We start from the raw sequence: 24228 nt of genomic DNA, 5'->3' as shown, positions 1-24228 counted from the left end.
TTTAACGAACATTAGGTGGGGTAAAAGTGGACAAATATAATATTGTACCGACAATCAGTACTTTCTTCATCGTGCTTAGTGCGGTGCTGGTAGCCGTAGGCTGGAGGCTCGCGATTAAGCGCAGGCTGGCGGAGCATCAGAAGGTTATGTTCTATGCAGCAGTGTCAGCAACGATCTTCTTCATCGTATATGTATCGCGTTCGATATTCGTAGGAAATACAATCTGGGGCGGGCCAGACAGCTTACAGCCTTACTATTTTGTCTTCTTATTGTTCCATATCGTGCTTGCTACAGTTGGCGGCGCTTTCGGAATTACAACACTAACGCTTGGTTATAAGAAAAAGTTTGCCAAACATCGCAAATGGGGTAAAGTAACTTCAGTAGTTTGGTTTATTACAGCTATTACAGGCACAGCGGTGTACGTATTGCTGTATCTTATGTATCCAGGCGGCCATACGAAACCCGTTATTGATGCTATTTTCGGATAGAAAAGATATTGTGTAAGCCATGATTTCAAAAGAGACTACTCTTTTGAGAACATGGCTTTTTTTATGTTTATGCAGAAGTGATTGGCTTGCAAATAGGGGGATTTCCATTGTGCAGGATTATTTACCGTAGAAGGGAATTCTCCTCCAAAAATCTTTTTATGGGAGTACTTGACATCTGTGTATACACTGAATATACTGTGTATAAGGATATATACAGTATATTCGCTAAGCGATTGAAGGGAGCAAATGCTGTGGGGTTATGGAAGGGTGCATGGTATTTAGCGAAGCATGAGCTGGCTAAAGATCGTTGGAAAAGTCTTTTTACATTATTTTTTATTGGATATTTATTGTTATTTACCGTTCCTTTAATGCGGGATGGCTTCATAGGGGAAAATGGACCATTCGGAAACTGGTCACTCGATTTCATTTACCTTTCGATTCTGCCTGTTCTAGGGTTCATTGCTAATAAGACAATGATGCGTTCCTGGAAAGAGAATTCCTATACGAGGAAGATCGCACAATGGAGAACGCTGCCGATTTCATCGAAACAAATTGCACTAGGGAGAATCATTCAGCTGGCTATCGTATTGTTTGCTGCTCAACTTGTTTTCTTCTTATTGCAATTTATCATTGCACGGAATATGGGCGTTGATATTTCAGCCTTAAGCTTCGTGTTATATGGAGCAAGCTGGTTTGGCTATTCACTGACAATGGGGATTGGTTATGTATACTGGGAATTGGGGCATTCAGGAAAAACATATTTTTTCTTCAACATCACTTATCTCGCTTTTCTGCTTATCTTTTCAATCAGTCTAGCCTTTTTGGATATTGGAAATATTGTCTCAAGTTCGCTGCATGCAATCGAGAACGGCAGTTGGTGGCTGCCAATCATAACCGTAACTATTGGTGTTGCTGCTGCGTTCCTCGGCGTTAAACGAATTGAAAATCGGCTGGAGAAAAGAACCTACAGAGCATAGATATTTGAGAATGGAAGAAGGTGAACCTCATGCGGCTGCCGATCCAAATTAATGAACAAAGTGCAGAGCCGCTTTATCATCAGATCGAAGTACAATTGCGAGCCTTAATCGTCAGCGGCCAACTTTCGGAAGGGATGCTGCTGCCATCGATTCGCGAGCTTGCCCAAACCGTCAAGTGCAGCGTGATTACAGTAAAAAGAGTATATAACGATTTGGAAGCGGAAGGGCTGCTTCGAACAAGGCAAGGAACTGGCACCTATGTGGCACAGGTAGGTGATCAGGAACGTGACCGGCATCGTCTTGCTGCTGTTATTGAAGCGCTAGAGCAGGCAGTTGTAGCCGGCAAGCGGGTTCAGTGCACAGAGGAAGAGCTGCAGACGATGTTTAAAGAAGCGATGAGCAAGCATTTTGATTAAAGGGTGGGACATATGATGAATGAGACGATGGCGATACAATTAGACGGCGTTGTGCAAAATCGTGCGAGCTTCAAACTAGGGCCGGTCCATATGAGTATTCCACAGGGTTACATCACTGCCATTGTTGGGCCGAACGGATGCGGTAAGAGCTCCACCTTTCGCTTAATGCTTGATCTGGATAAAGCGGATGTGGGCACCATTCAGCTGCTTGGAGAGCAAGTGGAGAATGGGCTCAGCACAGAGGTTAAAAAACGAATTGGTTACTTGCATGATCAATCCTCCCCGCATGAGGACAACATGAAGGGGACGGAGAAAGCTGAGTTTCATCGCTTCTGGTATGACAAATGGGATGTAAATCGTTATCGGGAGCTGCTTCGCATTCTTGAGGTCGATGATAATCAGCTGCTTGGCAAAATGTCGAAGGGGATGCGTCGCAAATTTGAATTTGCGCTAGCCCTAACACATAATCCGGAGCTGCTCCTGCTCGACGAGCCTTCCTCGGGGCTTGATCCGCTTGCATGGAAAACGATGATTGAGGTGCTTCATCGGTACATGGATCGAGGAGATCGTACCATTCTTATGACCTCACATATCATCGAAGAGGTGAAACGACTTGCTGATTTTATCATATTTATGGCTCAAGGCAGAGTGCTTGGCATGTACGAGAAGGATGAGTTATTCAGCAGTTGGTTTACGCTATTTGTAAGTGGAGCGGATCTGACTCCGAAGAAAGCAACGTTAATCCCAGGTCAAACCGTTGTTGAGCATGCAGGTGGAACGACCTATCGAATTGCGACAAATCAGGCTGCAGAAGCTGAAGCATGGTGTGCTGAGGAAGGCTATCAGATTGTAAGCAGGCAGGCACTAGAGCTGGATGAGATTATGAATGCCTTGCTTACACAAGATAGATTAAATACAAGAATGAACTAGTAGAGGGGAGTAATGAAATGAATCCATTAATAGTAGAAAAAGTAGTTAAGCAATACGGGGATAAAACAGCAGTAAACGAAATTAGCTTGGAGGTAAGCGAGGGCGAGATTTACGGCCTGCTCGGGGCCAACGGCGCCGGCAAAACAACAACGATGCGGATGGTGCTCGGCTTGATCTATCCGGACGAAGGGCGAATTCTCTACAACGGTAAGCCTTACAGCAATGAGCAGCTTAGCCTGCTCGGGTATTTGCCGGAGGAGCGCGGGCTATATCCGAAGGTAAAGGTCAGCGATCAGATCATCTATCTGTCGCAGCTCAGAGGAATGTCGAAAGCGGATGCCGACCGCAACCTGAAGCAGTGGCTGGAGAGGTTCGAGGTGCCGGAATATTACAACAAGAAGGTCGAAGAGTTGTCGAAGGGGAACCAGCAGAAGATTCAGTTCATCGCGGCTGTCAACCACAAACCACGCATCGTCGTCATGGACGAAGCGTTCAGCGGACTTGACCCCGTCAACGTCGAATTGTTGAAGTCGACGGTGAAGGAGCTGCGCGACTCCGGCTCGAGCATCTTGTTCTCGACCCACCGGATGGAGCATGTCGAGGAGCTGTGCCGCAACATTACGATTTTGCATCGATCGAACACGGTCTTGAAGGGCAGCTTGAAGGAAATTAAAAAACAATTTCCGAGAGAACGTGTCATCCTTGGCACTGACAAAGAAATTAGCGGACTCGATCGGCTGGCTGGCGTAACCGGCGTCACGCGTACGGAGCGCGGCTACGACATTGCCATTTCCTACGAAGCGGCGGGTGCTGACATTCTGCGTTTGGCGATGGAGCAGGCGAACGTGAATCATTTCGAAATCAAGGAACCAACGCTAAATGAAATCTTTATCCGAATGGTGGGTGATCGTCATGAATAGTTTCTGGACGGTAGTAGGGTTTACGATCCGGAATAAGGTCAAAGGCAAAGCTTTCGTCATTACAACGTTGATTATCGCGTTAATTATCAGCATCGGCATTAATCTTCCTTATATCATTGCACAGTTTGATAAAGGCGACAAAGTAACAAATATCGGCTATATCCAGTCGCAGAGCGAACAAGCGGCGAGCGGCACGGCAACAGGCGACAGCTTGAAGGCGTACTACGAGAAACTAGAAAATTCGAACATCGTGATGGTTCCTCTTGAGGACAAAGGCGATGCCTCGGCAAACGAGAAGCAGTTGAAAAAAGCAATCGATGAAGGGGAAATCAAAGGCTACCTTGAGTTCGGCGATATGACGGACAGCGGTTTCCCGGAAATGACTTACAAGTCCGAGAAGCTGATGGAATTCGGCATGACGGAATCACTGCAGGGAGCGCTTTTGCAAATTCGCCAAACGAACGTGCTCCAGGATGCGGGCCTTTCGGCCGAGCAAATGGCGCAGCTATCGGCTCCGATCAAGATCGGCACCGTTCAGATTTATACCGGTGAAGGTTCGGGCAGTGGCAACACGGGCAGAACACCGGCGGAGCAAGGCGTCAACATGGGCGTCATCTATGTCATGATTATTTTCCTGTTCATGGCAATCATGACCTCCGGCAATATGATCGCGTCGGAGATTACGGCGGAGAAAAGCTCGCGTGTCATGGAAATCCTCATTACGAGCGTTTCGCCGCTGAAGCAAATGTTCGGCAAAATATTCGGCATGTTCGTCGTCGTCATCGTGCAGGTCACATTCTATTTAGTCGTCATTCTGACGAACATATCCATGCCGCATAACAAAGGGGCATTAGGCAATCTCGACATCGACTTGTCGCTCGTCGATCCAATTCTGCTCATCTACGCGCTGCTGTTCTTCCTGACGGGCTTCTTCCTGTTCGCGACGCTGTACGCAGCGGTCGGATCGATCGTAAGCCGGACGGAAGACCTGGGTCAAGCGGTCATGCCGCTGACATTCGTCTCGCTGGCAGGCTTCTACATCGCAATCTTCAGCATAAGCGCGCCGGACAGCATGCTTGTGAAGGTGACGTCGTACATTCCGGTCTTCTCGCCATTCGTCATGCTGCTCCGCCTTGGGCTGACGGAAGTGCCGATGTGGCAGACGCTTCTCTCTTTCGGCATCTTGCTCGTCTCGATCTACGCAGCGGTCTACATCTCCGCTAAGATCTATCGCACCGGCGTACTTATGTACGGCAAGCGCCCTAGCTTGAAAGAAATCCGCAAGGCTATGAAGGCGTATAAGATTTAGGAGTAGTTCTTGGTTCCATCTGTGAGTAACATTTACAAATGATACCAGTAATATCATTAAATGATACTAATAAGATCTTTTAATGAGACTGATTTTGAAATCCGGTTAGATCAATACTTGATCTAACCGGATTTTTTGTTTAATTGATTTAATTTACAAATAATAGATATCATATTAGAATACGAATTAGTCAATGTCAACAAATGATATTTTCTGAAATGAAGGTGTGAAAATGGACTGGAACAATAAAACATGGGAATTTGAAGATGAGGCCTATTCGCCAAAAAGGAAATTTAATAACAAAGGGAGTCAGTGGCATCCTCATATTATAGGAAGCTTCTACAGCTTTAGGAATTCTAAAGTAGTAGAATTTGAGTCTTTAAATGAAAGGCTTTTTTATTACTTTTTGGAATTAGAAAGAGATGTTGTTAGATATTTTGTGCAGCCAATTCAAGTACCCATTTTAACTGATAAAAAAGAGTGGTTTCATATTCCTGATGTATTGGTATTTCGACAAGGTTCACAGCCGGCTCTTATTCAGATAAAATAGTGCGAAGAAGATAATTTAAAAATGGAAACTATCCAATGTAATCTCGAGTGTGAAAAAATTACTAAAATGTATGGTTGGAGCTACGCTGTAGTGTTTCCAAAAACACTCCCTCATCCGTTACCACGTAACATAAGTTTTTTATCAGGATTTCTTAGGACTCATACCTACTACAATGAATGGTATGAGAGAGTTATTAATCGAATGCATATTATAGGACCATGTACGGTTGAGCAATTATCTTTAAGTTTCATTGACTCATATGATCCACTCTTCATTAAACCCCTTGTTTATCATCTAATAGCTGTAGGTGTCTTTTTAACTGATGTTCGTCAAGTTATTTCTTCAAATAGCATGATTGGTATAAATACTGAAATGAAAGCGCCACTAATAATAACTTCCGAAGGAAGTTATTGAACCTCTGCTAGTGCTAGAGAAATTTAAAGAAGGAGATCTGCAATCACTTTATGTTTTTAAAGATAGATTTAACATTGGTTATACTATTAATTGATAATTTCTGTGACGTTATTACAATTGAAATTAAAGATTTTTCTCCTGTGAATTTCGTTCCTTATCAAAGAGGGACGCGATTGCTGTTACACTGTACTGCTACAATACTAACGCTAGCCCAATCATACCCAGATAACTTTTGATGTTGCTTAGCTTGCCAAGTCAGTAAAATTAACCAAATGGATAAATCAGTAGTAATTTGATGCACTAATTACTATCTTATGTGATAGCATTTCTAAGATGAAGTTCTGCAAGGTACCTACAATCATTATGAAAAACATAAGAATATAGAAACATACCTTAGAAAAAATGATTCATAAACATGTTGAAAAAGTTCCTAAATTATAGTATAATTTCTTTATGGTCGTGGAGTAATGGCTAACTCGTCTATACTTTTGTATAGAAGATAAGGGTTCGATTCCCTTCGTCCAAAGTGTATAAAATAATATTTTATACGTTTTGGCCGGGAGGAATCATTTTGACTCGAAAGTATAGTGAACTTTATAAACAACAATGTCAGAACGTAAAGCTAATAGAAGACGCTTATACCGGTATTGAAAAGAGTGTTAAACATCATATAAAAACGGAAAATAAAGAACAAGAAATTGTGTTTACAAGATTACTTTCCACTATTACAGTCATATGGATGGAAGCAGTAATACTGAAAATTTGTTTTGATAATAACGCATTTACGAATGAAGATGTACTAGAAATAAGATCTGCACAATCATTAGAGCAAAGAATTGTTTTTCTGCTCAATATGGCTATGTGTAAAAATTATAATATTGCTTTCACGAAATCTTTATTAAAATATGAACTTCCATATACAAACAGATTAAGATACGAAGGATTGGTAAATCTTATCCAAGAAGATTTTTCCCAATCAATTATAATACGGAATAAAATTGCACATGGGCAATGGAAATATGCATATCAATTGGATGAAAATATATTGGATGTAGATATCACAGGGAAATTAAACAAAGAGAACATTGTAGATATTCAGCTAAAGAGAAATCTTTTCATACAATTAATGAACTTAATACAAAATGTTGCCGTTGATTTTACAACCTTTGAAGAACAGTTTGACAGGATGTATGATAAAATTGAAGGTTATAAACATAACAGGGATGGACGTTCCTATAAGGAATATCGAAAGATATTGATTGAAAAGTATATAAGAGGAAAAAAGATGTTTCATAACGCAACACAAAACGTTCCTGTATAATGAAAATATTTATCCATAGAAAACTACATTAATTTCATTTAGTGTAGTTTTTTTGTTGTTTTATTGTTACTTCTTAGGTTACCTCTATAAAACAAATGAAAACTGGAATGAAATAAAGTCAAAAAGAGAACGGAAAAATTGCTAACACGTGATACTAAGTCCAGAATAAATTCTATCGGGTGGTCCAGATATCTGTTAAATATGGGCTAGGCTATGCTTCTATGACGACTATTGCATGGCATAGAGCGAGTTAGTGGAGTCTAAAATAAAAATTGGAACCTTTGAAAACGATCAAGTGGAACATACTAAACCTATCGACAATTGAATTCGGAGGAACGAATATAATAATGAATTCCAAGCGGTGGAGCATATTCAAGCGACTTTACGTGGAGGAGTAGGGTCCTATAGGCAGATCGTCGGAACTCAATCGGACCTTTAGCCGCTTCGCCCTTCGTGGGAGTACCGGACCCGCTAGAGGCTCTATGTCTAGCCGCAGCTCGGCAGTTGCTATATTAGTTGAATTAAAGTTTTTAGCAAACCATAACAAGGAGAAACTGGATAAAATAACAGAAGCGATGAAGCAATTCAAAGATCGTCGAATGTATGAACTCTATCAAGCCATCTATTTGCATTTGAAAGGCATATCCATGACGGCGATTGCTGACATTCTAAATTGGGATCGAATGACTGTGAGCAGTTACATTCATACGCACAATGACGGCGGACTGACTGCTTTACAGTGGGATCACTTGTCTGGTGCTCCTTCTCGGTTGACAAAGGGAATGCGGGATCCATTGTCATCAACGATGTGGTCTATTTCACCGTTGCCGAGATCTGTCTGAGTGTCGGGTAGTTTATGAATGAAATTATGAAAAAACGACCCAATGGTACAAAGATGATTACAAACTTAGCCCCGCTATCATCGGTTGCTTTACACTGATTCCACTGATCAATTCTATTAATCATTTCTTCACTAATCGTAATATCAATGAATTCCTTAGAATCATTACAAAACTCCTTATGATATTCCGGCGCCTGAGCGCTAATGAGTTTATGAATAAGAGCCAAGCTGGATTGTCAACATAAAACTGAACAACTTTTATAAGGGCATACTCCTGGCTTCAACAGGAGTTAGATAATCTAGTGTTCCGTGAATCCTATGGTAATTAAACCAATGGACGTAATCATGGAGTTCGACATCAAGCTGCTCATCCGTAAGGAAATGCACTTGGTTAGCGAATTCCGTCTTGAAGATTTTAAATGTTGCTTCTGCAACGGCATTATCGTAGGGACAGCCTTTTCGGCTAAGGGATCGTGTAACGCCAAACGTTGTCAACGCTTCAGAAATGAGCTTATTATCAAACTCTCTGCCTCGATCCGTATGAAACATTTTAATACGATCTAATCTCTGTGAGATGCTCGCTATGGCTTTGTAAACAAGCTCTTTTGACTTGTTCGGACCGCTGCTGCATCCAATAATTTCACGATTAAAGAGGTCTACAAACAAGCATACGTAATGCCATGTACCGGCTACTCGTACGTATGTTAAATCGCTGACGACAACAGCGTATGGCTCTTTTTGATCAAATTTGCGTTGTAGTACATTCTCAACGACGGCCTCATTAGAATCGTTCTTAACAGGCTTGTACTGCGCTACCGTGTAATTAGATACCAGGCCATGTTTTCTCATGATCTGACCGATCTTACGGCGCGAGGCTAACAAGATTCGCTTTCCTAATTCAACCTTGATTTTTCGTGTGCCGTAGTTGTTTCGACTAGCTGAGAAGATCTCTAGAATCGCATCTTCTAGCTGCTGTTCTTCCTCGTTACGGCAGGCTCAGACTTGTAGTAATAGGTGCTTCGTGGTAGTTGTAGGACTGCGCACATTGCTGATACCGAGTACTTGTGTGCATTATTGCGAATCACAATTACTTTCGTCCCATGATCAGCGCGGCTTGCTTTAAAATATCGTTCTCCATTTTCAAACATTGAATTTCTTTACGTAAAGCTAGGAGTTCGTTCTCTTCCTCTGTGCGATTATCTTTTTCTTTAAAGGAACCTGTCTTCTGACTTTGTGCGATCCAACGATCAAATGCATAAGCACTCAGATCATATTCCTTAATGATGTTTGCTCTTGATTTTCCACTCTCGTAGAGCTGGATCATCTGCTTCTTAAACTCGGCAGTTAATGTACCTCTTGGTTTTGGCATAGTAGATTCGCTCCTTCTCTGTTCCCTTCATTCTACTAGCCCTTATTTTTTCTGTCTAACTTAGTGTAGACGATCCAAGCCACCCTGTTATTGATATATAACCAAGTTGTTAATCGTGAAAGCCATCTGATGAGTTCGTTCGTTAGAATGGAGGTAGTAGTATTTACTTCCATCAACATAGATTATGCAGTTTTATACGCTCTCGTAAATCTCCAATATATATCTGGTTGAGACCATTCGGATCGTAATTTTTTCTGAAGCGCTTTATGAATTTCGTCAACATCTCGAGCGATTTCCCAAGCAATCGGTCCAAATCCCATAGTGCGTTTGATAACTCGGTAATGATGAACTAGAATTTCTTTTGCTTTGCCTTCAGGGTACTGCAGTATTTGTAGTTCGCGTATGACTGCACAGATATCGGTTTGTTCATCATATGCACTTTTATTGAATTCCCCATTTGCCTACTCCTTCCTATACCTCATTATTATTTTACCACTTACGGTACACGCAAGATCAAAGTAAACCTCTTTGATCGTAATTTCAACGTCTCCAGCTGCTGTATTGGTCGCATTATGAAAGAGAAAGGGCTCGTTTCCACTTACACGGTAGCGCAATATAAGCCCTTTAAATCGTCCTGTAACGAAGCAAAAACAGTAAATGTACTGAAGAGGAGCTTGAACAGACGGAAGCTAAACGCTTCGTCGTCAGTGATTTGAGGTATGTGAAAGTCCAGAACCGATGGCATTACAATTGTGTGCTGGTGGATCTGTTTAATCGAGAAATCATTTGTCGAAGTGCAGGTTCAAACAAGGACGCTGCTCTGGTTACCCGTGCCTTCGCGACCGTTAAGGGTGAGTTACACCAGATTCAATGGTTTCATACCGATCGTATCAACGGTTTCAAAAATCACAAGATGGACGAGTTGCTGGAGTCGTTTAATATCGGTCGATCGCTAAGTATGAAAGGATGTCCGTACGACAACGCTGTGGCTGAAGCTATCTACAAGGTAATGAAAACAGAGTTTGTTAACCATATGACCTTTCAGAGTTTCCGTTATCTGGCTTTGGGATTATACGATTATGTCAACTGGTTCAACCAGGCATCGCATCAGATAGGATATAAAGCTCTTTTGCTTTTATTTAAGGTTGTGATATTTTACGACTATTATCGACAGTTAGTGACACTCGTTGTCTGGTACAATATGACTAAATCTTCACTTGGCCTATAGGGAAGAGATTAATCTAATTTCTTTTATCCCTGACGATGTTTTAAAGCAATATTGTAGTAATCGCCATTCTTACTTGAGGACTTTGAAGAATTGTATACTTAATTAGAACCCAATGAGAACCGAACAAAGAAATCGAAGTATACTCCTGTTTAGATAGATTAATGATTTTGAGATATATGTTACTTACAAAAGGGATCATCTATATGTACCTCTTCTATAATCTGACATCAAAGCTTTATTTGTTTGAGTCAATCATTGGAAAATTGCATATGTTTCATTCCTACATGAGATGATTTGCTTGAGTAATAATACTTGAGTCTAGCGTTGCGTACGAAATTGAAACTAAGCTACGAGCAATAGGTGAAGAAATTCTTAAATCAAAACTAGAATTGGTATCGTATATCGACTAGACAATTAAATCCTAAATCATATCGAAGCAGATTGCTAATTGGAGTTCTTCCATAAATATTTCGTGTATTGCACCGAAATAGTCTGATGCATATCTTTGTTTTTATTAAATATTTCAGAAGTCTAAAAAGATTAATCAAATGACAATTAGAAAAAAGGAGATTAAGTATATAATGTATGAACTAAAAGATGGAAAACTACTTATTGATGGTCATATCCTCGAAATACCAAATGTGAGATTTGAAAAAGAAATAGGAAAAGGTAAAAACGGTATATGTTTTGAAGGTCACTGTGATTTTCCCAAAAGAAAAGTGGTTATCAAAATATGGTTATCTCGGAAAGACATAGATGTATCAGACGAGAAACGTTTTGTTGAAGAAGTTAATAAAACGGCTAGAATTAATTCTGAACGAGTCGTGCAAATATATACAGCTGGGAAGGGTAACGAAGTTTATTACGCTGTAATGGAATTTATTGAAGGCAGTACTTTAAAAGATTGGTTATTAACTAGTCCTCCTTTTGAGTATAGACGAACTGCAATGCAATCTTTAATAGATGGAGTACGTTTAGCTGAAAAGGAAGAAGTTGTATTGGGTGACCTTCATTGGAAGAATATTATGATATTAAAGGATAATACTACTAAAATTATTGATATCGGAACTAGTGTATATGCAAGATCAACTGAAGCAAGTCATCAACGCAGCAAAGAATTGCTTTATCAAACATCATTACATTTGTTGTGTGAAGAAAAAGACTTCATTTTTTTAGACCAAACTAACTTAAAAAAATGCTCTATAAATATAATGTTGCATTGTTTAAACGGGCTAAAAGATATTATCTCATATATTAATGGATACGATGTTCTCGAATATCAACTCGATGAAGTCCCCTTTCAAGTACAAAATATAGTAACTAAATATCCTTTGTTTGATCTTGAAAATTTAATTAATCGATTTTATGCAACAGAAGCGTATAAAAATCACACAAATACGTTGATTTATATAGTTAGAAATGAATGTTTTAAAATTCTTGGTATGCCTATGAGCGTAAATTTTGGAGAATCTATAACTCTAGGTTATATAAGTGAAACAATAAAAAATTATGAGTCTGTAAAAGAAGAGTTTTTAAAAAGTGGTTAGATAAATGTTGATGTAATAAGGTGCTCGTGTGCGGGCGTAAAAGCAATATGTGCTGGCATGAATTCAATTAGAAAGTGAAGCGTACAGCAAGAGTGTGCCGGAAGATTATATCCTTCCCATTAAATGTAAAGAATCGAGCCAGAAATACCGCTGGCCTTATTGGAATAGATGTATGTTATTCGCTCGTGCTCTTTCTGAACATGTCGTTGTTCAGGCGAAACGATGGTTATAAGGTCATAATATTATATTTTATACTAAATATAAATTCGCGGAGCAATGTAATTACAGAGTGAAGTAAACAATTTTAAAAAATGGGGAGATCTAATGCTTAACGAGGGCATGTTGCAAAACAACGGTTTTTCAATTAGTCCAATCAATATTAATTCAAGTGATCCGGGTGATGAGACGCAAAAGAGATTTCGATATCAACACACCTTTACAGCATTGGTTGCAATAAAGATGTTATCAGGTGAAGTTCCTTATAAAGAGTTGTATTGCGAACATCACGAAGATATTTTAGCAGTAGAGGGAATCGGGAAATATCATGGGATTCAAATTAAAACAAGACAATTAAAAGATGGTCCCTTTGAATTAGACGATCCTGCAATCAAGGGAAGCTTGTTGAGATTTATTCAACATAATATCAATTACCCTGGTTCATTTGTTAAATTTGTCATTGTTTCAAATTGTCCGTGCCGAGATGATGAGACAGGTAAAAGTCTTTTGAATTTATTAGCCCAAGTAAAAAGTGGGACTATAGAAAATTTCACTCCCAAAACACTTGATAAATTTATTCTAGAAGTTGCTAAAGATAGTGAAACTGGAATTGATATTGTGCTTGATGTTCTGAAAAAAACAGACTACTTAGCAGGGCCGGGATTAGACGATATTGACTCAAAGGTAATATCTGAACATCTTGGTAAGTTACCTGAATGTATGAGTGTAGGAATTGAAAAGCTACGGGTTCTTCATCGACGAATTTGTGAGAAAATGCATCAGGCATCTTCCAAATTATTAGATAATGCGGTAAAGGACTATGCTGCATTAGCTGGAGGCCAATCTATTATTAATGCTGAAGAAATTAATTCAAAACGAATAACGAAACAAATGCTAAGCAAACTAGTCTCAGAAAACATCAGTACTAATTTATTTCTTAGTTCAAGGCTAGGTATCTCTGAATTATCTCAGTCAAATTCAAGTCAATTAATGAAGTTTAAAATGGCTTCGGGTTTAATTGACAACGATGTTATCGAAATGGTAGATGACTTTAGGGCAGATGCCGAAGAATACTTTTTAGTTCAGAGTTATAAAGCAGAAAACAAAGACAATTCAATTAGAGAGTTGAATCAAATAAGAAAAATAGTCTTAAATGAGTCTAGGGAATCAAAATCAAGATTAAAAAAAGAAAATGTCCCTTATGGTTCTGACATGCTTCATGAGATTGAAAATAGACTGCGAGAAGTATCTAAAACCAGGTCAAAAGATGTATTTGAGTGCCCATATGAAATATTAAAAGGTATAGTAGGGATTCTTACAAACGAATGTAAAATTGAATATAGCAAGGTACCTGAAGGAGGGTGGCGTAATAATGTCAGCCTCACTGATTGAACAAGTAATACGGCTTGAAAATCACGATGATTTACACTCAATTAGATTATTAATCTTAATTAATGCATTAGCAGGTAAAAAAAACGAAACCAAGATTGCTATATCTACACTTTCAAAATTTGATTTTATCCTTCGTTATCCTATTGTTCTAGAGCGATCACTAATACAATTAAATGTGATAAAAAATTTTGAAATCAGTGAGGCAGAAAGAAATAGCATTGAAACGGAAATGCTTGCTTTCTCATATAGTCCATGGAGTTCTGAATTCAGAAAATTACTAGTTCTTCTCTCTGCTCGTGCACTGATAATTTGGAAAGTGAATGGTAAGCAAATAGAACTTAGCTTAACGGATTTAGGTAAAGAATTATGCGATCAAGTCGTCTTAATTGATGAATTTGTTGATATTTTAAAACAAAGTAAAGTGATTAAGTCAAGTTTTGCAAACTTATCTATTGCTAAACTCGATTCATTATTAACTTTTGTTATTAGATATACAAACATGAAAAATTGAGGGTGTGTGTATGTGGATATTAAAATTAATAATTTAATAGTTAGATGCAGAAAAGATATTTTTAATATAGAATTTTCAGACATTATTACATATTTTTACGGAAAAATGGGTGCTGGTAAATCAACGGTTTTACATCTGATTGATTTTTGTTTAGGCAATGAACTTGTTGAAACTCCAGCACTCCAGCAAGAATTTATTGGTGCTGATCTGCATTTGATCATTTCTAATAATGTGGTAGAACTATCGCGAAACAAAGGTTCTAATCAGGTAGATGTAGTTTGGTTTAATGATGAGGGTGAAGTATTAAATGTGATAGCTCCAACAAAAGCAAAAAGCGATGCACAGCCTTTACTGCCAGACACGAGAGTACAGCATTTATCTGATCTCTTATTTTATATCTCTGGTATAGAACCGCCGAAGGTACGGAAGAGTAAGTTGAAAGAGGATACGGAACTAATCAGACTGAGTTATAGAGATATTATGTGGTATTGTTATTTAGATCAAGACGAAATCGATAGTTCCTTTTTTAATTTAGGAAAAGAAGAGCATGACTATAAGCGCTTGAAAAGTAGAGATGTGATGAGACTCATATTGGGATTTCATCAAGAACAAGTTGCTTTACTTGAGTCACAACTATATGAAACTAGGCAGAGAAAAAATACTTTATTAGAGACAGCCATCCAAATTGAAAGGTTTTTAAAAGAAAATAATATAGGAACCACTGAGGAAATAGAGAAAGAACTTGGCCTATTACAAGGTAAGATAACTTTCAAGAAAGCAGAGGCATTGCAGTTTAAAGAAAATTTCCGTACTAGCAATGGACATATATTGGAAGAATATAAAGCAAGTGCTATAGATCACTCCAAAAATATAACAGAGTTTTCTACGCTAGTAATTGATCTAAATGAACAAATAAGTAGGCGTAGAAAGCTACAAAATGAATATGCAATAGCTGCTGTGAAAGTGAGCAGATCAAATGTAGCTAAAGAAATATTGAAAGGTGTCCAATTTTGTAACTGTCCTCAATGTGGCCAAGAAATTCAACAGCGAATTGACAATGAAAGTACATGCTCCTTATGTCTACAACCTTTTAAAAATTCAGGAAATATAGAAGAAGTTGAAATGTTAAAAGCGGATTTGAAAGTGAGACAAAATGAATTAAAAGAATCAGTTCTAAAACTTGAACGTCAATTAAGTGTAGTAGAAAATGAAAAACTATTATTACTAAAAAGTAAAATTGAACTGGATTCAAAAATCTCTGAGCTCGAGCGGGAGTATGATTCAGCATTTTTAGCTAAAGCAAAGGAATTAGAAAGACAAATTGGTGAATATGAGGGGAGGAGCAAGGAACTGCTGAATTTACTACCATTGCCTAAGAAGATAGAAAAAATATTTTTAGACGTTGCTGATCTCGCAAAGGAAGAAGAAAGAATTAAAAATGAGTTAGCAATCGCTAGACGAAATGCTGAATTAGATGCTACTAATCTAAAGGAATTAAAGGATTTGTTTATTGAAAACTTAACGATAGTTGGTTTTCCAGGTATTAATGCTAATGATTATATCGAAATTAATACCAGTGATTTTATCCCGCGCATAACGCGGGTAGGTGAAGACGATGTATTTACAACCGAATTTGCTAACCTTGGTAGTGGTGGTAAAAAGACTATATTTAAATGTTGCTTTATACTCGCAATACATCGATTAGTGGCACAAAAAAATATTCAGTTTCCTTCATTTTTGATGCTCGATACACCGATGAAAAATATTAGCGAAAGAGAAAACCGAGATATATTTGAGGGCTTCTATAATTTAATTTACAAACTTTATTCAAGTGAACTATCAAGTAGGCAGCTTATTATCGTCGATAAAGAATATTTTGACCCTGAGGATTCAGATTTTAAAGAATTTTTTAAAGAAAAAGATCGGATAGAAGTAAAACACATGACTCCTGATGATCCTAGTAATCCACCTCTAATCCAATACTACAGAGGACACTAGGTGTAGTTTATCCAAGAGATGAAACAGGGTCTGATGGTGGTTTATTTGGTTGACAGAAATAACCGGATAGGTGACCAGAATATGTATTGACCATTTATGGCGTTGGTAAGGGAAGATAAAGATAGTGGATCGTTGCTGTTTCATGAATGTTGAAATGATGCCTGTTAAGGCGAGCAAAGATCATTGCACTGGAAATGGTTCGGAAAACTCCAGAGATCTTTTGTTTCAGCTTGACCATAAGCAAGTCATGTTCCGCTTGGTTGTAATCAGCCGTTATTCTTTCTGAAAATGTTGCTTTTTGCTCGAGCTCTCATGCCTTGCAGCATTCTTTTCGGTAATTGAAAGAAAACCGTTACCCCCAATAAGGTCCAGGTAGATAGGATTAACATAAAAGCTAATTTGAATGAGGCAGCTATAGCGATGTCGAGACAGATTAAAAACCGAGGAGTGGGATTATTAAATGTACGAATTGTGGCAGAAGTATCGTTCTAAATGCCACTCTGATAGTCTTCCTCCTTGTCCGAAATGCAAAAGTACAGAGTACAGGGCGTAGCTATCTAGGCTTTGTATTTAACCGTAAATCTCAAGATGCCAGCCAAGCATTGGCTGTTTTTTTTGAACTAGAGACGATTAGAATAAAGAGGGCGCTCCATTACAAAGGTGAGCTTTGTAATACAATCTGAAAAAATAGAGCAATATTATATGGAGGTAGTTTATGCAATTTTTGCAAATGTTCACTGAGTACCCTATTGCAGTGTTATTACTAGCGTTTATATCAAGTGTTCCTATTATCAAACCATATTTTAATGCAATATCCAGAACGGGATTTGATGAGCTACATCAAACTAAGGAACACAATATGTGGCAAAAATTTATAAAGCAAATTATCAATGTCTTCGTATTAAACTTTGTACTAATGTTTATTTCCATTCTGCTTTATATCAGCAATGATTCAACAGATACAACAAGTGAGAGCAGTCCAGTAGGGAATGTTGTAGCTACAGTGTTATTTGTAATATTCTTATGTTGGGGATTGGTAGCTATTTTTCTGATTATACTAATTCTCATATTTACAATTCAGAAGAAAACGTCTATTAAAGATCTTACAAGAAAATTTTTTATGGTGATTGTGCCGGTACATGGAATCACTACTTTTTATATTTATTTGCTCTTTGTTGTATTCTATTTCTCGCAATATTTTAGTTTCAAATCAGTTGGCTACATGGAAGGTATCGTGCTAATTGTGGTATTAATGATGGCTCCCTTGTTGTTATATTATTTGTATTTTGAAGTTTTGCCTAAAGATTTATTGATTTCAAATAAAGTAAAAACTTATTATCAATTAAAAATCCCCTCGGAATCAGAGCAAAGGCTATTAGATAATAAAGGACTAATTATATTGTATAGTCTTGATTCAAGAAACATTATCCTATGTGAGGAAGAGTATCTACACACAAAAGATGAACTTTATAGATATGATAAGGAGCAGGGGAAATATTATTATTACATAAAGAAAAAAATATCTGAGTAGCTCATATACAAGATTGGAAGGAACACGGGAAATGAAATAGTATATAAAACTATAAGCATAAAAATAGATAAACGTTAATTACCATTGACGTGTATTTTCGATATTAGGTTCGTTTAATTGTAAAGCTACTTAAAATAAGAATGCTGCAGAAAACTCGAAAATGATGATTAGGAGCAATTCGAACGTTTGGCATACTTCGTTGCTCCCAATGTCCGAAAGGAGCACCGCATATAGAATGATCCATTACTGAAAGAACGATGATTGCATCAGGGAGTGCTGGAAATCAAGGATCTTATCGTAATGATCTATCGAACTCCCTGCTTACAATTGGACTAAAGAGGCATTCAGTGGCTTGCCAAAACTATTATAAAATATTGCATGATTCTTTTATACAAGGTATTGTTGTTAGCTTAGTGAAGAATATCATGTTTTTTATTTGGAGTGATTAAATGTGGATATACAAATGTTAAATAAAACCATGAAAATATCAGCTTACTTAACGATTTTTATATTTCTTGTTTTTTATTTTGTTGAAGGAAATGAATTTAATTTTATGCACACATCTGGAAAAGTCGTTACATGTGTTACAGTTTTTTGGTTGGTTTTTTTTAATATTGGTTGGAAAATCAAATGGTTGGATAAGATTTTTAACATTCCGAATCTAAATGGAACTTGGATAGGAACTTTAGAAAGTGATTGGAAAAATGAAGATGGAAATTCAGTCCAACCGCTCGAATTCTATATAGTTATTAAACAAAAATTTATCAATATTAATATAAAAACATTTACAGAAAGTTATGTTGGGAAATCGTATATTGAAAAGCTTGATTGTAATGAAAGATCTGATGAAATCAACTTAGTATATTTGTACTGTTCAGACATTAATAGTGAAGAAGAGGATAAAAGACAAGGTGCTACAGAATTAAGATTATTGCAAGGCCAGACATGCCTTAAGGGAAAGTATTGGACAAGGAATAAGACGTGTGGAACCATATCACTTCAATTTTATAATAAGAAACATTTAACGACTTTTGAAGAAATTAAAAATCAGATAAGGGTGGATTGACTTGTATAAATACTATATTAGGTTAGATGCTGATAATATTGGTGATAAAATCGAATTTAGTTTACTTTGCAATGATTGGAGTGGTGCACAATCTATACACAATAGCATACAAAAGTGTATGAAAGCATTACGACAACTTATAGATGAAAGTGAGAACTACTCGTTACTAATGAGTGGTGCAGACGATTTATTAATTGCAACAGTAGAGAATGATATCGATAAAGTGCTTAGTTTTACCAATTATATTAGGGATCAATTTAATATTAACTGCAATGAATCCTTAAGTGCAGGTGTGGGGGCGACGCTATTAGAGGCGTTAATAAATTTGAAAAAAGCTAAAACATCTGGGAAAAATAAAGTTGTTAGTTACTCAAATTTCGCAGAATAAAAACCGAGTTGAGCCTGAAGGGGTGAAGGTGGGGCGGTTTAAGTTGAAATTTTGCCAACATAGAAAAACACCACTTCATTCGGTAAAGTGAGAACTTAAACCACAGAAGATATGTTACTTTTGTAAAAAACAGCAGTTGCCCCTAGATCAGCTCCTCCAACAGATATCAAGTTTGTTAGAATAGTTTTATCAACGCATATATTCGACGTAAGCATCCAATATAACTGAGATAATTCGTAAGAAACATAATCTTGCGGGAGGCCAAGCATTTTGAGGAGATTGAAAGCCTTCTATAGATTTTTTAAGAGAGAACCCTTGTGGTATCGTGCAATTAATGTCATTTCTTCGTGGGTGTCGATCGTACTAAGTACCGCTGCCATATCGCTCGATGGATATGAAGAAAGTGTATCAAAGCAAGCTGTTGCAATTTTCTTCGGCACGTTTGGTATAAACATGAGGCGAAACAAACGGATCTCCTTATTATTCTTTGTACTTGCAGGATTGTGTCTGTATCTATCTTGGGATGCTTTGCCTTAAGAGTTAGAGAGACCTTCTAAATTGATATATTAGAAAGTGTCAAATGTAGATGTTTAAATAACGGTAAGTCTCAAATGAAATTATTAAAAGTATCATTTTTGAGTATGAAATCGGCAGTTTTTAAGTGTGTTTAATCTCAATTGTTACTATTTCTCACACCATCTGCTTCGAATTTACCCAATACAGGTTTTCAAAAGTTATTGAAAAAACCCACATTCGGCCTATCTGGCTCGATTGTGGGTTTTTGGCTTAGTTAGATGAGGTCCTATCCATTCTCATTTTCATTTTCATTCTCTTTATAGATGGAGATCAGCACGATTGCCGTATCTTCACCTATATTTCTTACTAAATGTGGCGTACAAGCATTCCAACTAAAGGAATCACCTTCTCCAAATTCAGCCTTATCTTCCCCTTGTTCCGCGTAAATTCTCCCTTTAATGACCATATGGACTTCCTCACCTTCATGTGCATGAGGAGTATTGCCAGTCGTAGAACCAGGAGGAAACTCTATAATCATCATCCGTACGTTTTTTGTGGAACTCAAGTGTTCGACTTTTAGATTTTCTGAACCGCTTGTAGTGATTGTCCTCTCGTTTTTCCGAACAATTCTCATTCGCTCTTCTTTCTTTAGAAGCAAGTAGGCAAGTGGCACTTTAAGTGCTTGAGCTATACTTTCTAATGTTGAGATGGACGGTGAGGTCTTATTCGTTTCAACCTGACTCATAAATCCTTGAGACAAGCCGGTTGTTTCGCATATTTGAGCGATTGTGATATTTTTTCGCTTCCGGATCGCTCGTATAGTGGAGCCAATATCCATCTAATCACACCTCTAGAATATTTGTAATACTAAATTTAATTTTATATTATCAATATTTATATTGACAAGTCAATGTAAATCGTTTTAAATTACACCTATAGAAAATATATTTCTATTACTAATATTTTTGGAGGAAAAAAGAATGACTAAAACAGCTTTTGTTTCCATTATCATGCGTGTGGTGTTGGGCATCATATTTATATTTCACGGAGTGGATAAGTTTCAGGGAATAAGCAATGTAGAAGCTTGGTTCAGTTCGATAGGTATCCCAGGAGTTTTAGCTTATGTTGTTGCAGCGATTGAACTTATCGGCGGTATATTGTTGATCTTGGGGTTGTTTACTCGTTATGTAGCAGGATTGTTTGTCATCATACTCATCGGTGCAATTATAACCGCGAAATTATCGGCTGGACTTCTTGGTAACGGTCAAATGGCTGGCTATGAGCTGGATCTTGGATTCATCTTGGTCTCGTTGTATCTGGTTGTTGCCGATCGATCACCGTTCTCTATTGACAGTTTTATTATGAGCAAGCGCAGTGTATAACTTACAGCATGGAGGAAACGAAGATGAATCCGAAATATCAATATGACGTTCACTTACCGGTTAAACTAGAGCAAGGAAAGAAATATCCGACGATATTCACCTTCCACGGCAAAGGATCGAATGAACAAAATATGTTCAGTTTGGTTGCTCCATTGGCTGAAGAGTTCATCATCATTGGGGTTCGCGGTAATTTGCCGCTTGGTACGGGATTCCAATATTACGATTTGAAAAGCCTAGGAAACCCAATTCGAGAGATGTATGACCAAGCGGTTACAGATCTCGCAGCATTCATTCATTATGCGACTGAGGAGTATCCAATCGATCCTGACAAACGTTATTTGCTCGGCTTTAGCCAAGGCGCAATCCTGTCCATGACGCTTGCACTTACAATGGGAGATCAATTAAAGGGAATCGTAGCGTTGAACGGATATATTCCTGAATTTGTGAAAACGGAGTATTCACTTCGAAGTGTTAAGGATGTTTCCGTATTTGTCTCGCATGGTGAATTCGACTCCGTATTCCCGGTTCGTATCGGGCACGAGACAGCTGCCTATTTAAAAGACCAGACGGAGCGCTTAACTTTCAAACTATATCCGACCGACCACGGCGTATCTGAAGAGAACCAGCTTGATTTTATGAAGTGGATAAAGAAGGATGCCGAACTAAACGTAAATAAGGAGTGAGATCATATGATGCCATCTTATTTTTTCGCGCACGGTGCACCTTCAATCGTGCTCGATGATAACGAATATACAAAGTTGCTTAAGCAATTTAAAGAACATACGCCAAGACCGAAAGCTATCGTTCTCTTCTCCGCTCATTGGGAAGAATCGATACAGACAGTTAGCGCCGCAGAAACTTATGAAACCATTTATGATTTTGGCGGGTTCCAAGATGAGCTTTACCAGATGACCTATCCGGCACAAAGTGACCGATCGTTAGTAGATCAGATTCAAAACTTGTTTACAAAGCATGGTGTTGAGAACGTTCAAAATGAAAAAAGAGGTTTAGACCACGGGGCATGGGCTGTTCTAAAACTACTGTATCCGGATGCAGATATTCCGGTCGTAGCGCTATCCGTAAATCGTTATTTATCTAATGAAAGGCAGTATCAAATCGGCAAGGCATTAGCAGAACTTCGCGAGCAGGATGTTCTTATCATCGGAAGCGGTGGGACCGTTCATAATTTACGGAAATTGAACTGGCGGTCGGAGGGAATTGACGAGTGGGGGGAACAATTCGACAACTGGATTCAAAGTAAATTGGAGTCATGGGATACCGAAGCCCTGTTTCAATACCGTGAGCTCGCTCCGCATGCCCAAGAGGCTGTACCGACGAATGAGCACCTCATTCCGCTTCTTCTCGCCATGGGAGCAGGTGACGTCAACCGTAACGCAAAACTTCTTCACCGCAGCTACCAATACGGTAACCTAAGCTTAAGCTGCTGGCAATTCAACTAAGATGAAATGAAAGAGGGCGGATCGGATGACATCCGCATTTAAGACGGCAGCGGAGAGGATAATAATATTTTCCATTGCCGCTGTGTATATTGCGTTGCAAGCGGCGCAGCTTGAGATGCTGGTCTTTCTGCTCGGTGGATTGGTGTTTTCTGCAATCGTCTTACTGTTGCCAAAACTGAAGGGGATGACGTTTTGGCTCACGATTTTCTTTGTGACTATTGGAGTTGTACTTCTTGCGCTTCAGAAAGCAAATGCTAGGATTTGGTTCGAGTCGGCTGGAATAAACGTGACCATTGTAACGCTTTTCCTATTCGCTCCGTTGTTCGGGATTCCAGTTCGTATTCCTGAATACGTTAAGGCCTTGAAGCGGTTTTACGAGGCTAACCTGCACAGCAAGGCCGCTCTATACTTGGGAACGCAGCTGCTCACTCAAATTATGGGCGTATTTATCAACGTAGGTTCGATACCGGTTGTTTATCAAATGGTCTTTATTAAACCGCAGCCAGGGATGAGCCGTTTGCTTGCAAATGCGCTCAACCGAGGTTTTGCGGGAGCGATTCTCTGGTCACCTTATTTCGCTGCCATGACACTAGTGACTTCAACGTTAGGACTGTCCTGGTCGTCCGTTCTGCCCTATATGCTTGGACTCGCCATTCTTAGCCTCGGCATAAGCTGGGCAGTCGATTTTCGGGAATTGCGTGACGCTAGTCTAGATGAATTTGAAGAGGCAGTAGACAAAAAGGAGAACTCGAATTTTCCAGTTGGACTCGGCATGTATTTAATAGGCGCCATAATTGTCATCTTAACCATGGAACGTATGATCAAGCTGCCAATGGTCTTATTAATCTGTATGGCTGCAGTAGCTTTCCCTTTGTTCTGGTGCATTATAAAGGGGACCATGAATATATACAGAGAAGGAATTATAAATCATGTAACAATCACTTTGCCGGCTTTGCAGAAAGAGATTACGCTTTTTCTGGCCGCTGGCTTTTTCAGTGGCGCAATTGGGATTACAAACTTCGGCTCAAAGGTTCCGAATTTACTTGAGTTTGTTCCAATGCCGATTTCCTTCACATTCACGATATTAACCGTTCTTTTGATTGCAAGCACTTCATTAATTGGTCTCCATCCAATCGTGCCAGTGACTATGCTTGCTGGAGCCATTGATCCCGTGAGCGTGCAAATCAGCCCAACTTATTTTGCGGTGCTGCTGCTTGGAAGCTGGGCTTTGTCTAATCCCATCTCGCCGGCTTCGGCTGTAAACAACTTGCTGTCCGGTTTGCTAAAGAAATCAGTGTTTGAGATAGCTGCACCGAATTACAAGTTCGCCGGCTGTATGGCGCTCAGTTTGATCGTTTTTTTAATGGTTGTTGTGAGGTATTAGAACAAAAAACTAAAGAGTGACTGGTGGCATTAGAAAATGTAAGGGCATTACAAGTTGACTCGATCGAAAGAATA

General features: G+C 38.6%; 25 protein-coding genes and 2 pseudogenes. 25 read left to right on the top strand and 2 right to left on the bottom strand.

Annotation, left to right across the window (positions count from 1 at the left end):
- Nucleotides 1-26: 26 nt before the first annotated feature.
- The 10 genes from BK120_RS08880 (at nucleotide 27) to BK120_RS08835 (ending at nucleotide 8167) form a co-directional block, all read left to right on the top strand.
- Nucleotides 27-488 (top strand): DUF420 domain-containing protein, encoded by a 462-nt coding sequence (locus tag BK120_RS08880; RefSeq protein ID WP_076267147.1) that lies wholly within the window; start codon nucleotides 27-29, stop codon nucleotides 486-488.
- A gap of 251 nt (nucleotides 489-739) precedes the next feature.
- Nucleotides 740-1465: a hypothetical protein gene (locus BK120_RS08875; protein WP_076267146.1), complete on the top strand. Its 726-nt coding sequence runs from the start codon at nucleotides 740-742 to the stop codon at nucleotides 1463-1465.
- A gap of 29 nt (nucleotides 1466-1494) precedes the next feature.
- Nucleotides 1495-1881 (top strand): GntR family transcriptional regulator, encoded by a 387-nt coding sequence (locus BK120_RS08870; protein WP_076267145.1) that lies wholly within the window; start codon nucleotides 1495-1497, stop codon nucleotides 1879-1881.
- A gap of 12 nt (nucleotides 1882-1893) precedes the next feature.
- A complete protein-coding gene (locus tag BK120_RS08865) occupies nucleotides 1894-2811 on the top strand; it encodes an ABC transporter ATP-binding protein (protein WP_256710833.1) in 918 nt (305 codons plus the stop codon).
- Between the two features lie 17 nt (nucleotides 2812-2828).
- On the top strand, nucleotides 2829-3731 hold the full coding sequence (locus tag BK120_RS08860) for an ABC transporter ATP-binding protein (protein WP_076267143.1): 903 nt from the start codon (nucleotides 2829-2831) through the stop codon (nucleotides 3729-3731).
- A complete protein-coding gene (locus BK120_RS08855) occupies nucleotides 3724-5040 on the top strand; it encodes an ABC transporter permease (protein WP_076267142.1) in 1317 nt (438 codons plus the stop codon). The genes BK120_RS08860 and BK120_RS08855 overlap by 8 nt, the downstream gene beginning before the upstream one ends.
- A 232-nt stretch (nucleotides 5041-5272) precedes the next feature.
- A complete protein-coding gene (locus tag BK120_RS08850) occupies nucleotides 5273-5590 on the top strand; it encodes a hypothetical protein (RefSeq protein WP_076267141.1) in 318 nt (105 codons plus the stop codon).
- A gap of 21 nt (nucleotides 5591-5611) precedes the next feature.
- Nucleotides 5612-6004: a hypothetical protein gene (locus BK120_RS35205; protein WP_076267140.1), complete on the top strand. Its 393-nt coding sequence runs from the start codon at nucleotides 5612-5614 to the stop codon at nucleotides 6002-6004.
- A 571-nt stretch (nucleotides 6005-6575) separates the two neighbouring features.
- On the top strand, nucleotides 6576-7325 hold the full coding sequence (locus tag BK120_RS08840; RefSeq protein ID WP_076267139.1) for a hypothetical protein: 750 nt from the start codon (nucleotides 6576-6578) through the stop codon (nucleotides 7323-7325).
- 482 nt (nucleotides 7326-7807) lie between these two features.
- Nucleotides 7808-8167: a helix-turn-helix domain-containing protein gene (locus tag BK120_RS08835; protein WP_076267138.1), complete on the top strand. Its 360-nt coding sequence runs from the start codon at nucleotides 7808-7810 to the stop codon at nucleotides 8165-8167.
- Between the two features lie 257 nt (nucleotides 8168-8424).
- Here the strand turns inward: BK120_RS08835 and BK120_RS08830 are convergent.
- Nucleotides 8425-9535, bottom strand: a pseudogene (locus tag BK120_RS08830) (IS3 family transposase).
- Between the two features lie 422 nt (nucleotides 9536-9957).
- On the opposite strand from BK120_RS08830, the gene BK120_RS36380 reads away from it, so the two are divergent.
- The 11 genes and pseudogenes from BK120_RS36380 to BK120_RS08775 all read left to right on the top strand — a co-directional run bounded on the left by BK120_RS36380 (nucleotide 9958) and on the right by BK120_RS08775 (nucleotide 19949).
- Nucleotides 9958-10251, top strand: a complete 294-nt coding sequence (locus BK120_RS36380) for an IS3 family transposase (protein ID WP_372238967.1) — start codon at nucleotides 9958-9960, stop codon at nucleotides 10249-10251.
- Nucleotides 10239-10490: pseudogene (locus tag BK120_RS36375) on the top strand (DDE-type integrase/transposase/recombinase); the annotation flags it as partial. The gene BK120_RS36380 and the pseudogene BK120_RS36375, both read left to right, overlap by 13 nt.
- Nucleotides 10491-10493: 3 nt before the next feature.
- Nucleotides 10494-10763 (top strand): IS3 family transposase, encoded by a 270-nt coding sequence (locus tag BK120_RS36370; RefSeq protein ID WP_372238972.1) that lies wholly within the window; start codon nucleotides 10494-10496, stop codon nucleotides 10761-10763.
- Nucleotides 10764-11344: 581 nt separating this feature from the next.
- Nucleotides 11345-12310, top strand: a complete 966-nt coding sequence (locus BK120_RS08815) for a protein kinase domain-containing protein (RefSeq protein WP_076267136.1) — start codon at nucleotides 11345-11347, stop codon at nucleotides 12308-12310.
- A 324-nt stretch (nucleotides 12311-12634) separates the two neighbouring features.
- Nucleotides 12635-13918 carry a dsDNA nuclease domain-containing protein gene (locus BK120_RS08810; protein WP_076267135.1) on the top strand — a complete coding sequence of 428 codons (1284 nt, stop codon included), beginning with the start codon at nucleotides 12635-12637 and terminating at the stop codon, nucleotides 13916-13918.
- Complete coding sequence (locus BK120_RS08805) at nucleotides 13899-14429, top strand: hypothetical protein (protein ID WP_076267134.1); 531 nt, start codon at nucleotides 13899-13901, stop codon at nucleotides 14427-14429. The genes BK120_RS08810 and BK120_RS08805 overlap by 20 nt, the downstream gene beginning before the upstream one ends.
- A gap of 12 nt (nucleotides 14430-14441) precedes the next feature.
- Nucleotides 14442-16427: an AAA family ATPase gene (locus BK120_RS08800; protein WP_076267133.1), complete on the top strand. Its 1986-nt coding sequence runs from the start codon at nucleotides 14442-14444 to the stop codon at nucleotides 16425-16427.
- A gap of 715 nt (nucleotides 16428-17142) precedes the next feature.
- Nucleotides 17143-17958, top strand: coding sequence for a hypothetical protein (locus BK120_RS08795; RefSeq protein ID WP_076267132.1), 816 nt, complete (start codon nucleotides 17143-17145; stop codon nucleotides 17956-17958).
- Nucleotides 17959-18409: 451 nt separating this feature from the next.
- On the top strand, nucleotides 18410-19024 hold the full coding sequence (locus tag BK120_RS08785; protein WP_076267130.1) for a Cap15 family cyclic dinucleotide receptor domain-containing protein: 615 nt from the start codon (nucleotides 18410-18412) through the stop codon (nucleotides 19022-19024).
- Between the two features lies 1 nt (nucleotide 19025).
- Nucleotides 19026-19412 carry a mCpol domain-containing protein gene (locus BK120_RS08780; protein WP_076267129.1) on the top strand — a complete coding sequence of 129 codons (387 nt, stop codon included), beginning with the start codon at nucleotides 19026-19028 and terminating at the stop codon, nucleotides 19410-19412.
- Between the two features lie 270 nt (nucleotides 19413-19682).
- Complete coding sequence (locus BK120_RS08775; protein ID WP_076267128.1) at nucleotides 19683-19949, top strand: hypothetical protein; 267 nt, start codon at nucleotides 19683-19685, stop codon at nucleotides 19947-19949.
- Nucleotides 19950-20214: 265 nt separating this feature from the next.
- Here the strand turns inward: BK120_RS08775 and BK120_RS08770 are convergent, their stop codons facing one another.
- Nucleotides 20215-20766, bottom strand: coding sequence for a helix-turn-helix domain-containing protein (locus BK120_RS08770; RefSeq protein ID WP_076267127.1), 552 nt, complete (start codon nucleotides 20764-20766; stop codon nucleotides 20215-20217).
- Between the two features lie 142 nt (nucleotides 20767-20908).
- On the opposite strand from BK120_RS08770, the gene BK120_RS08765 reads away from it, so the two are divergent.
- The 4 genes from BK120_RS08765 to BK120_RS08750 are packed head-to-tail and all read left to right on the top strand — an operon-like array spanning nucleotide 20909 to nucleotide 24154.
- Nucleotides 20909-21310: a DoxX family protein gene (locus BK120_RS08765; protein ID WP_076267126.1), complete on the top strand. Its 402-nt coding sequence runs from the start codon at nucleotides 20909-20911 to the stop codon at nucleotides 21308-21310.
- 23 nt (nucleotides 21311-21333) lie between these two features.
- Entirely contained in the window at nucleotides 21334-21993 is a 660-nt protein-coding gene (locus tag BK120_RS08760) for an alpha/beta hydrolase (protein WP_076267125.1), read from the top strand.
- A 6-nt stretch (nucleotides 21994-21999) separates the two neighbouring features.
- The gene (locus BK120_RS08755; protein ID WP_076267124.1) at nucleotides 22000-22770 is read left to right on the top strand and encodes a DODA-type extradiol aromatic ring-opening family dioxygenase; all 771 of its coding nucleotides are present in this window, start codon (nucleotides 22000-22002) and stop codon (nucleotides 22768-22770) included.
- Between the two features lie 25 nt (nucleotides 22771-22795).
- Complete coding sequence (locus BK120_RS08750; RefSeq protein ID WP_076267123.1) at nucleotides 22796-24154, top strand: hypothetical protein; 1359 nt, start codon at nucleotides 22796-22798, stop codon at nucleotides 24152-24154.
- Nucleotides 24155-24228 lie beyond the last annotated feature (74 nt).

The sequence above is a fragment of the Paenibacillus sp. FSL A5-0031 genome (assembly GCF_001956295.1).
Lineage (GTDB): Bacteria > Bacillota > Bacilli > Paenibacillales > Paenibacillaceae > Pristimantibacillus.
The sequence above is the reverse complement of the archived record's forward strand: the minus strand, read 5'-3'. Positions and strand labels throughout refer to the sequence as shown.

Excerpts from the sequence above, each read along its gene's own strand:
- BK120_RS08855 (WP_076267142.1), top strand. The coding sequence starts at position 3,724 with ATGAATAGTTTCTGGACGGTAGTAGGGTTTACGATCCGGAATAAGGTC.
- BK120_RS08870 (WP_076267145.1), top strand. The coding sequence starts at position 1,495 with ATGCGGCTGCCGATCCAAATTAATGAACAAAGTGCAGAGCCGCTTTAT.
- BK120_RS08815 (WP_076267136.1), top strand. The coding sequence starts at position 11,345 with ATGTATGAACTAAAAGATGGAAAACTACTTATTGATGGTCATATCCTC.
- BK120_RS36370 (WP_372238972.1), top strand. The coding sequence starts at position 10,494 with ATGAAAGGATGTCCGTACGACAACGCTGTGGCTGAAGCTATCTACAAG.
- BK120_RS08755 (WP_076267124.1), top strand. The coding sequence starts at position 22,000 with ATGATGCCATCTTATTTTTTCGCGCACGGTGCACCTTCAATCGTGCTC.
- BK120_RS08835 (WP_076267138.1), top strand. The coding sequence starts at position 7,808 with ATGTCTAGCCGCAGCTCGGCAGTTGCTATATTAGTTGAATTAAAGTTT.
- BK120_RS08805 (WP_076267134.1), top strand. The coding sequence starts at position 13,899 with ATGTCAGCCTCACTGATTGAACAAGTAATACGGCTTGAAAATCACGAT.
- BK120_RS08750 (WP_076267123.1), top strand. The coding sequence starts at position 22,796 with ATGACATCCGCATTTAAGACGGCAGCGGAGAGGATAATAATATTTTCC.
- BK120_RS08850 (WP_076267141.1), top strand. The coding sequence starts at position 5,273 with ATGGACTGGAACAATAAAACATGGGAATTTGAAGATGAGGCCTATTCG.
- BK120_RS35205 (WP_076267140.1), top strand. The coding sequence starts at position 5,612 with ATGGAAACTATCCAATGTAATCTCGAGTGTGAAAAAATTACTAAAATG.
- BK120_RS08760 (WP_076267125.1), top strand. The coding sequence starts at position 21,334 with ATGAATCCGAAATATCAATATGACGTTCACTTACCGGTTAAACTAGAG.
- BK120_RS08860 (WP_076267143.1), top strand. The coding sequence starts at position 2,829 with ATGAATCCATTAATAGTAGAAAAAGTAGTTAAGCAATACGGGGATAAA.
- BK120_RS08765 (WP_076267126.1), top strand. The coding sequence starts at position 20,909 with ATGACTAAAACAGCTTTTGTTTCCATTATCATGCGTGTGGTGTTGGGC.
- BK120_RS08865 (WP_256710833.1), top strand. The coding sequence starts at position 1,894 with ATGATGAATGAGACGATGGCGATACAATTAGACGGCGTTGTGCAAAAT.
- BK120_RS08810 (WP_076267135.1), top strand. The coding sequence starts at position 12,635 with ATGCTTAACGAGGGCATGTTGCAAAACAACGGTTTTTCAATTAGTCCA.
- BK120_RS08795 (WP_076267132.1), top strand. The coding sequence starts at position 17,143 with ATGCAATTTTTGCAAATGTTCACTGAGTACCCTATTGCAGTGTTATTA.
- BK120_RS08770 (WP_076267127.1), bottom strand. The coding sequence starts at position 20,766 with ATGGATATTGGCTCCACTATACGAGCGATCCGGAAGCGAAAAAATATC.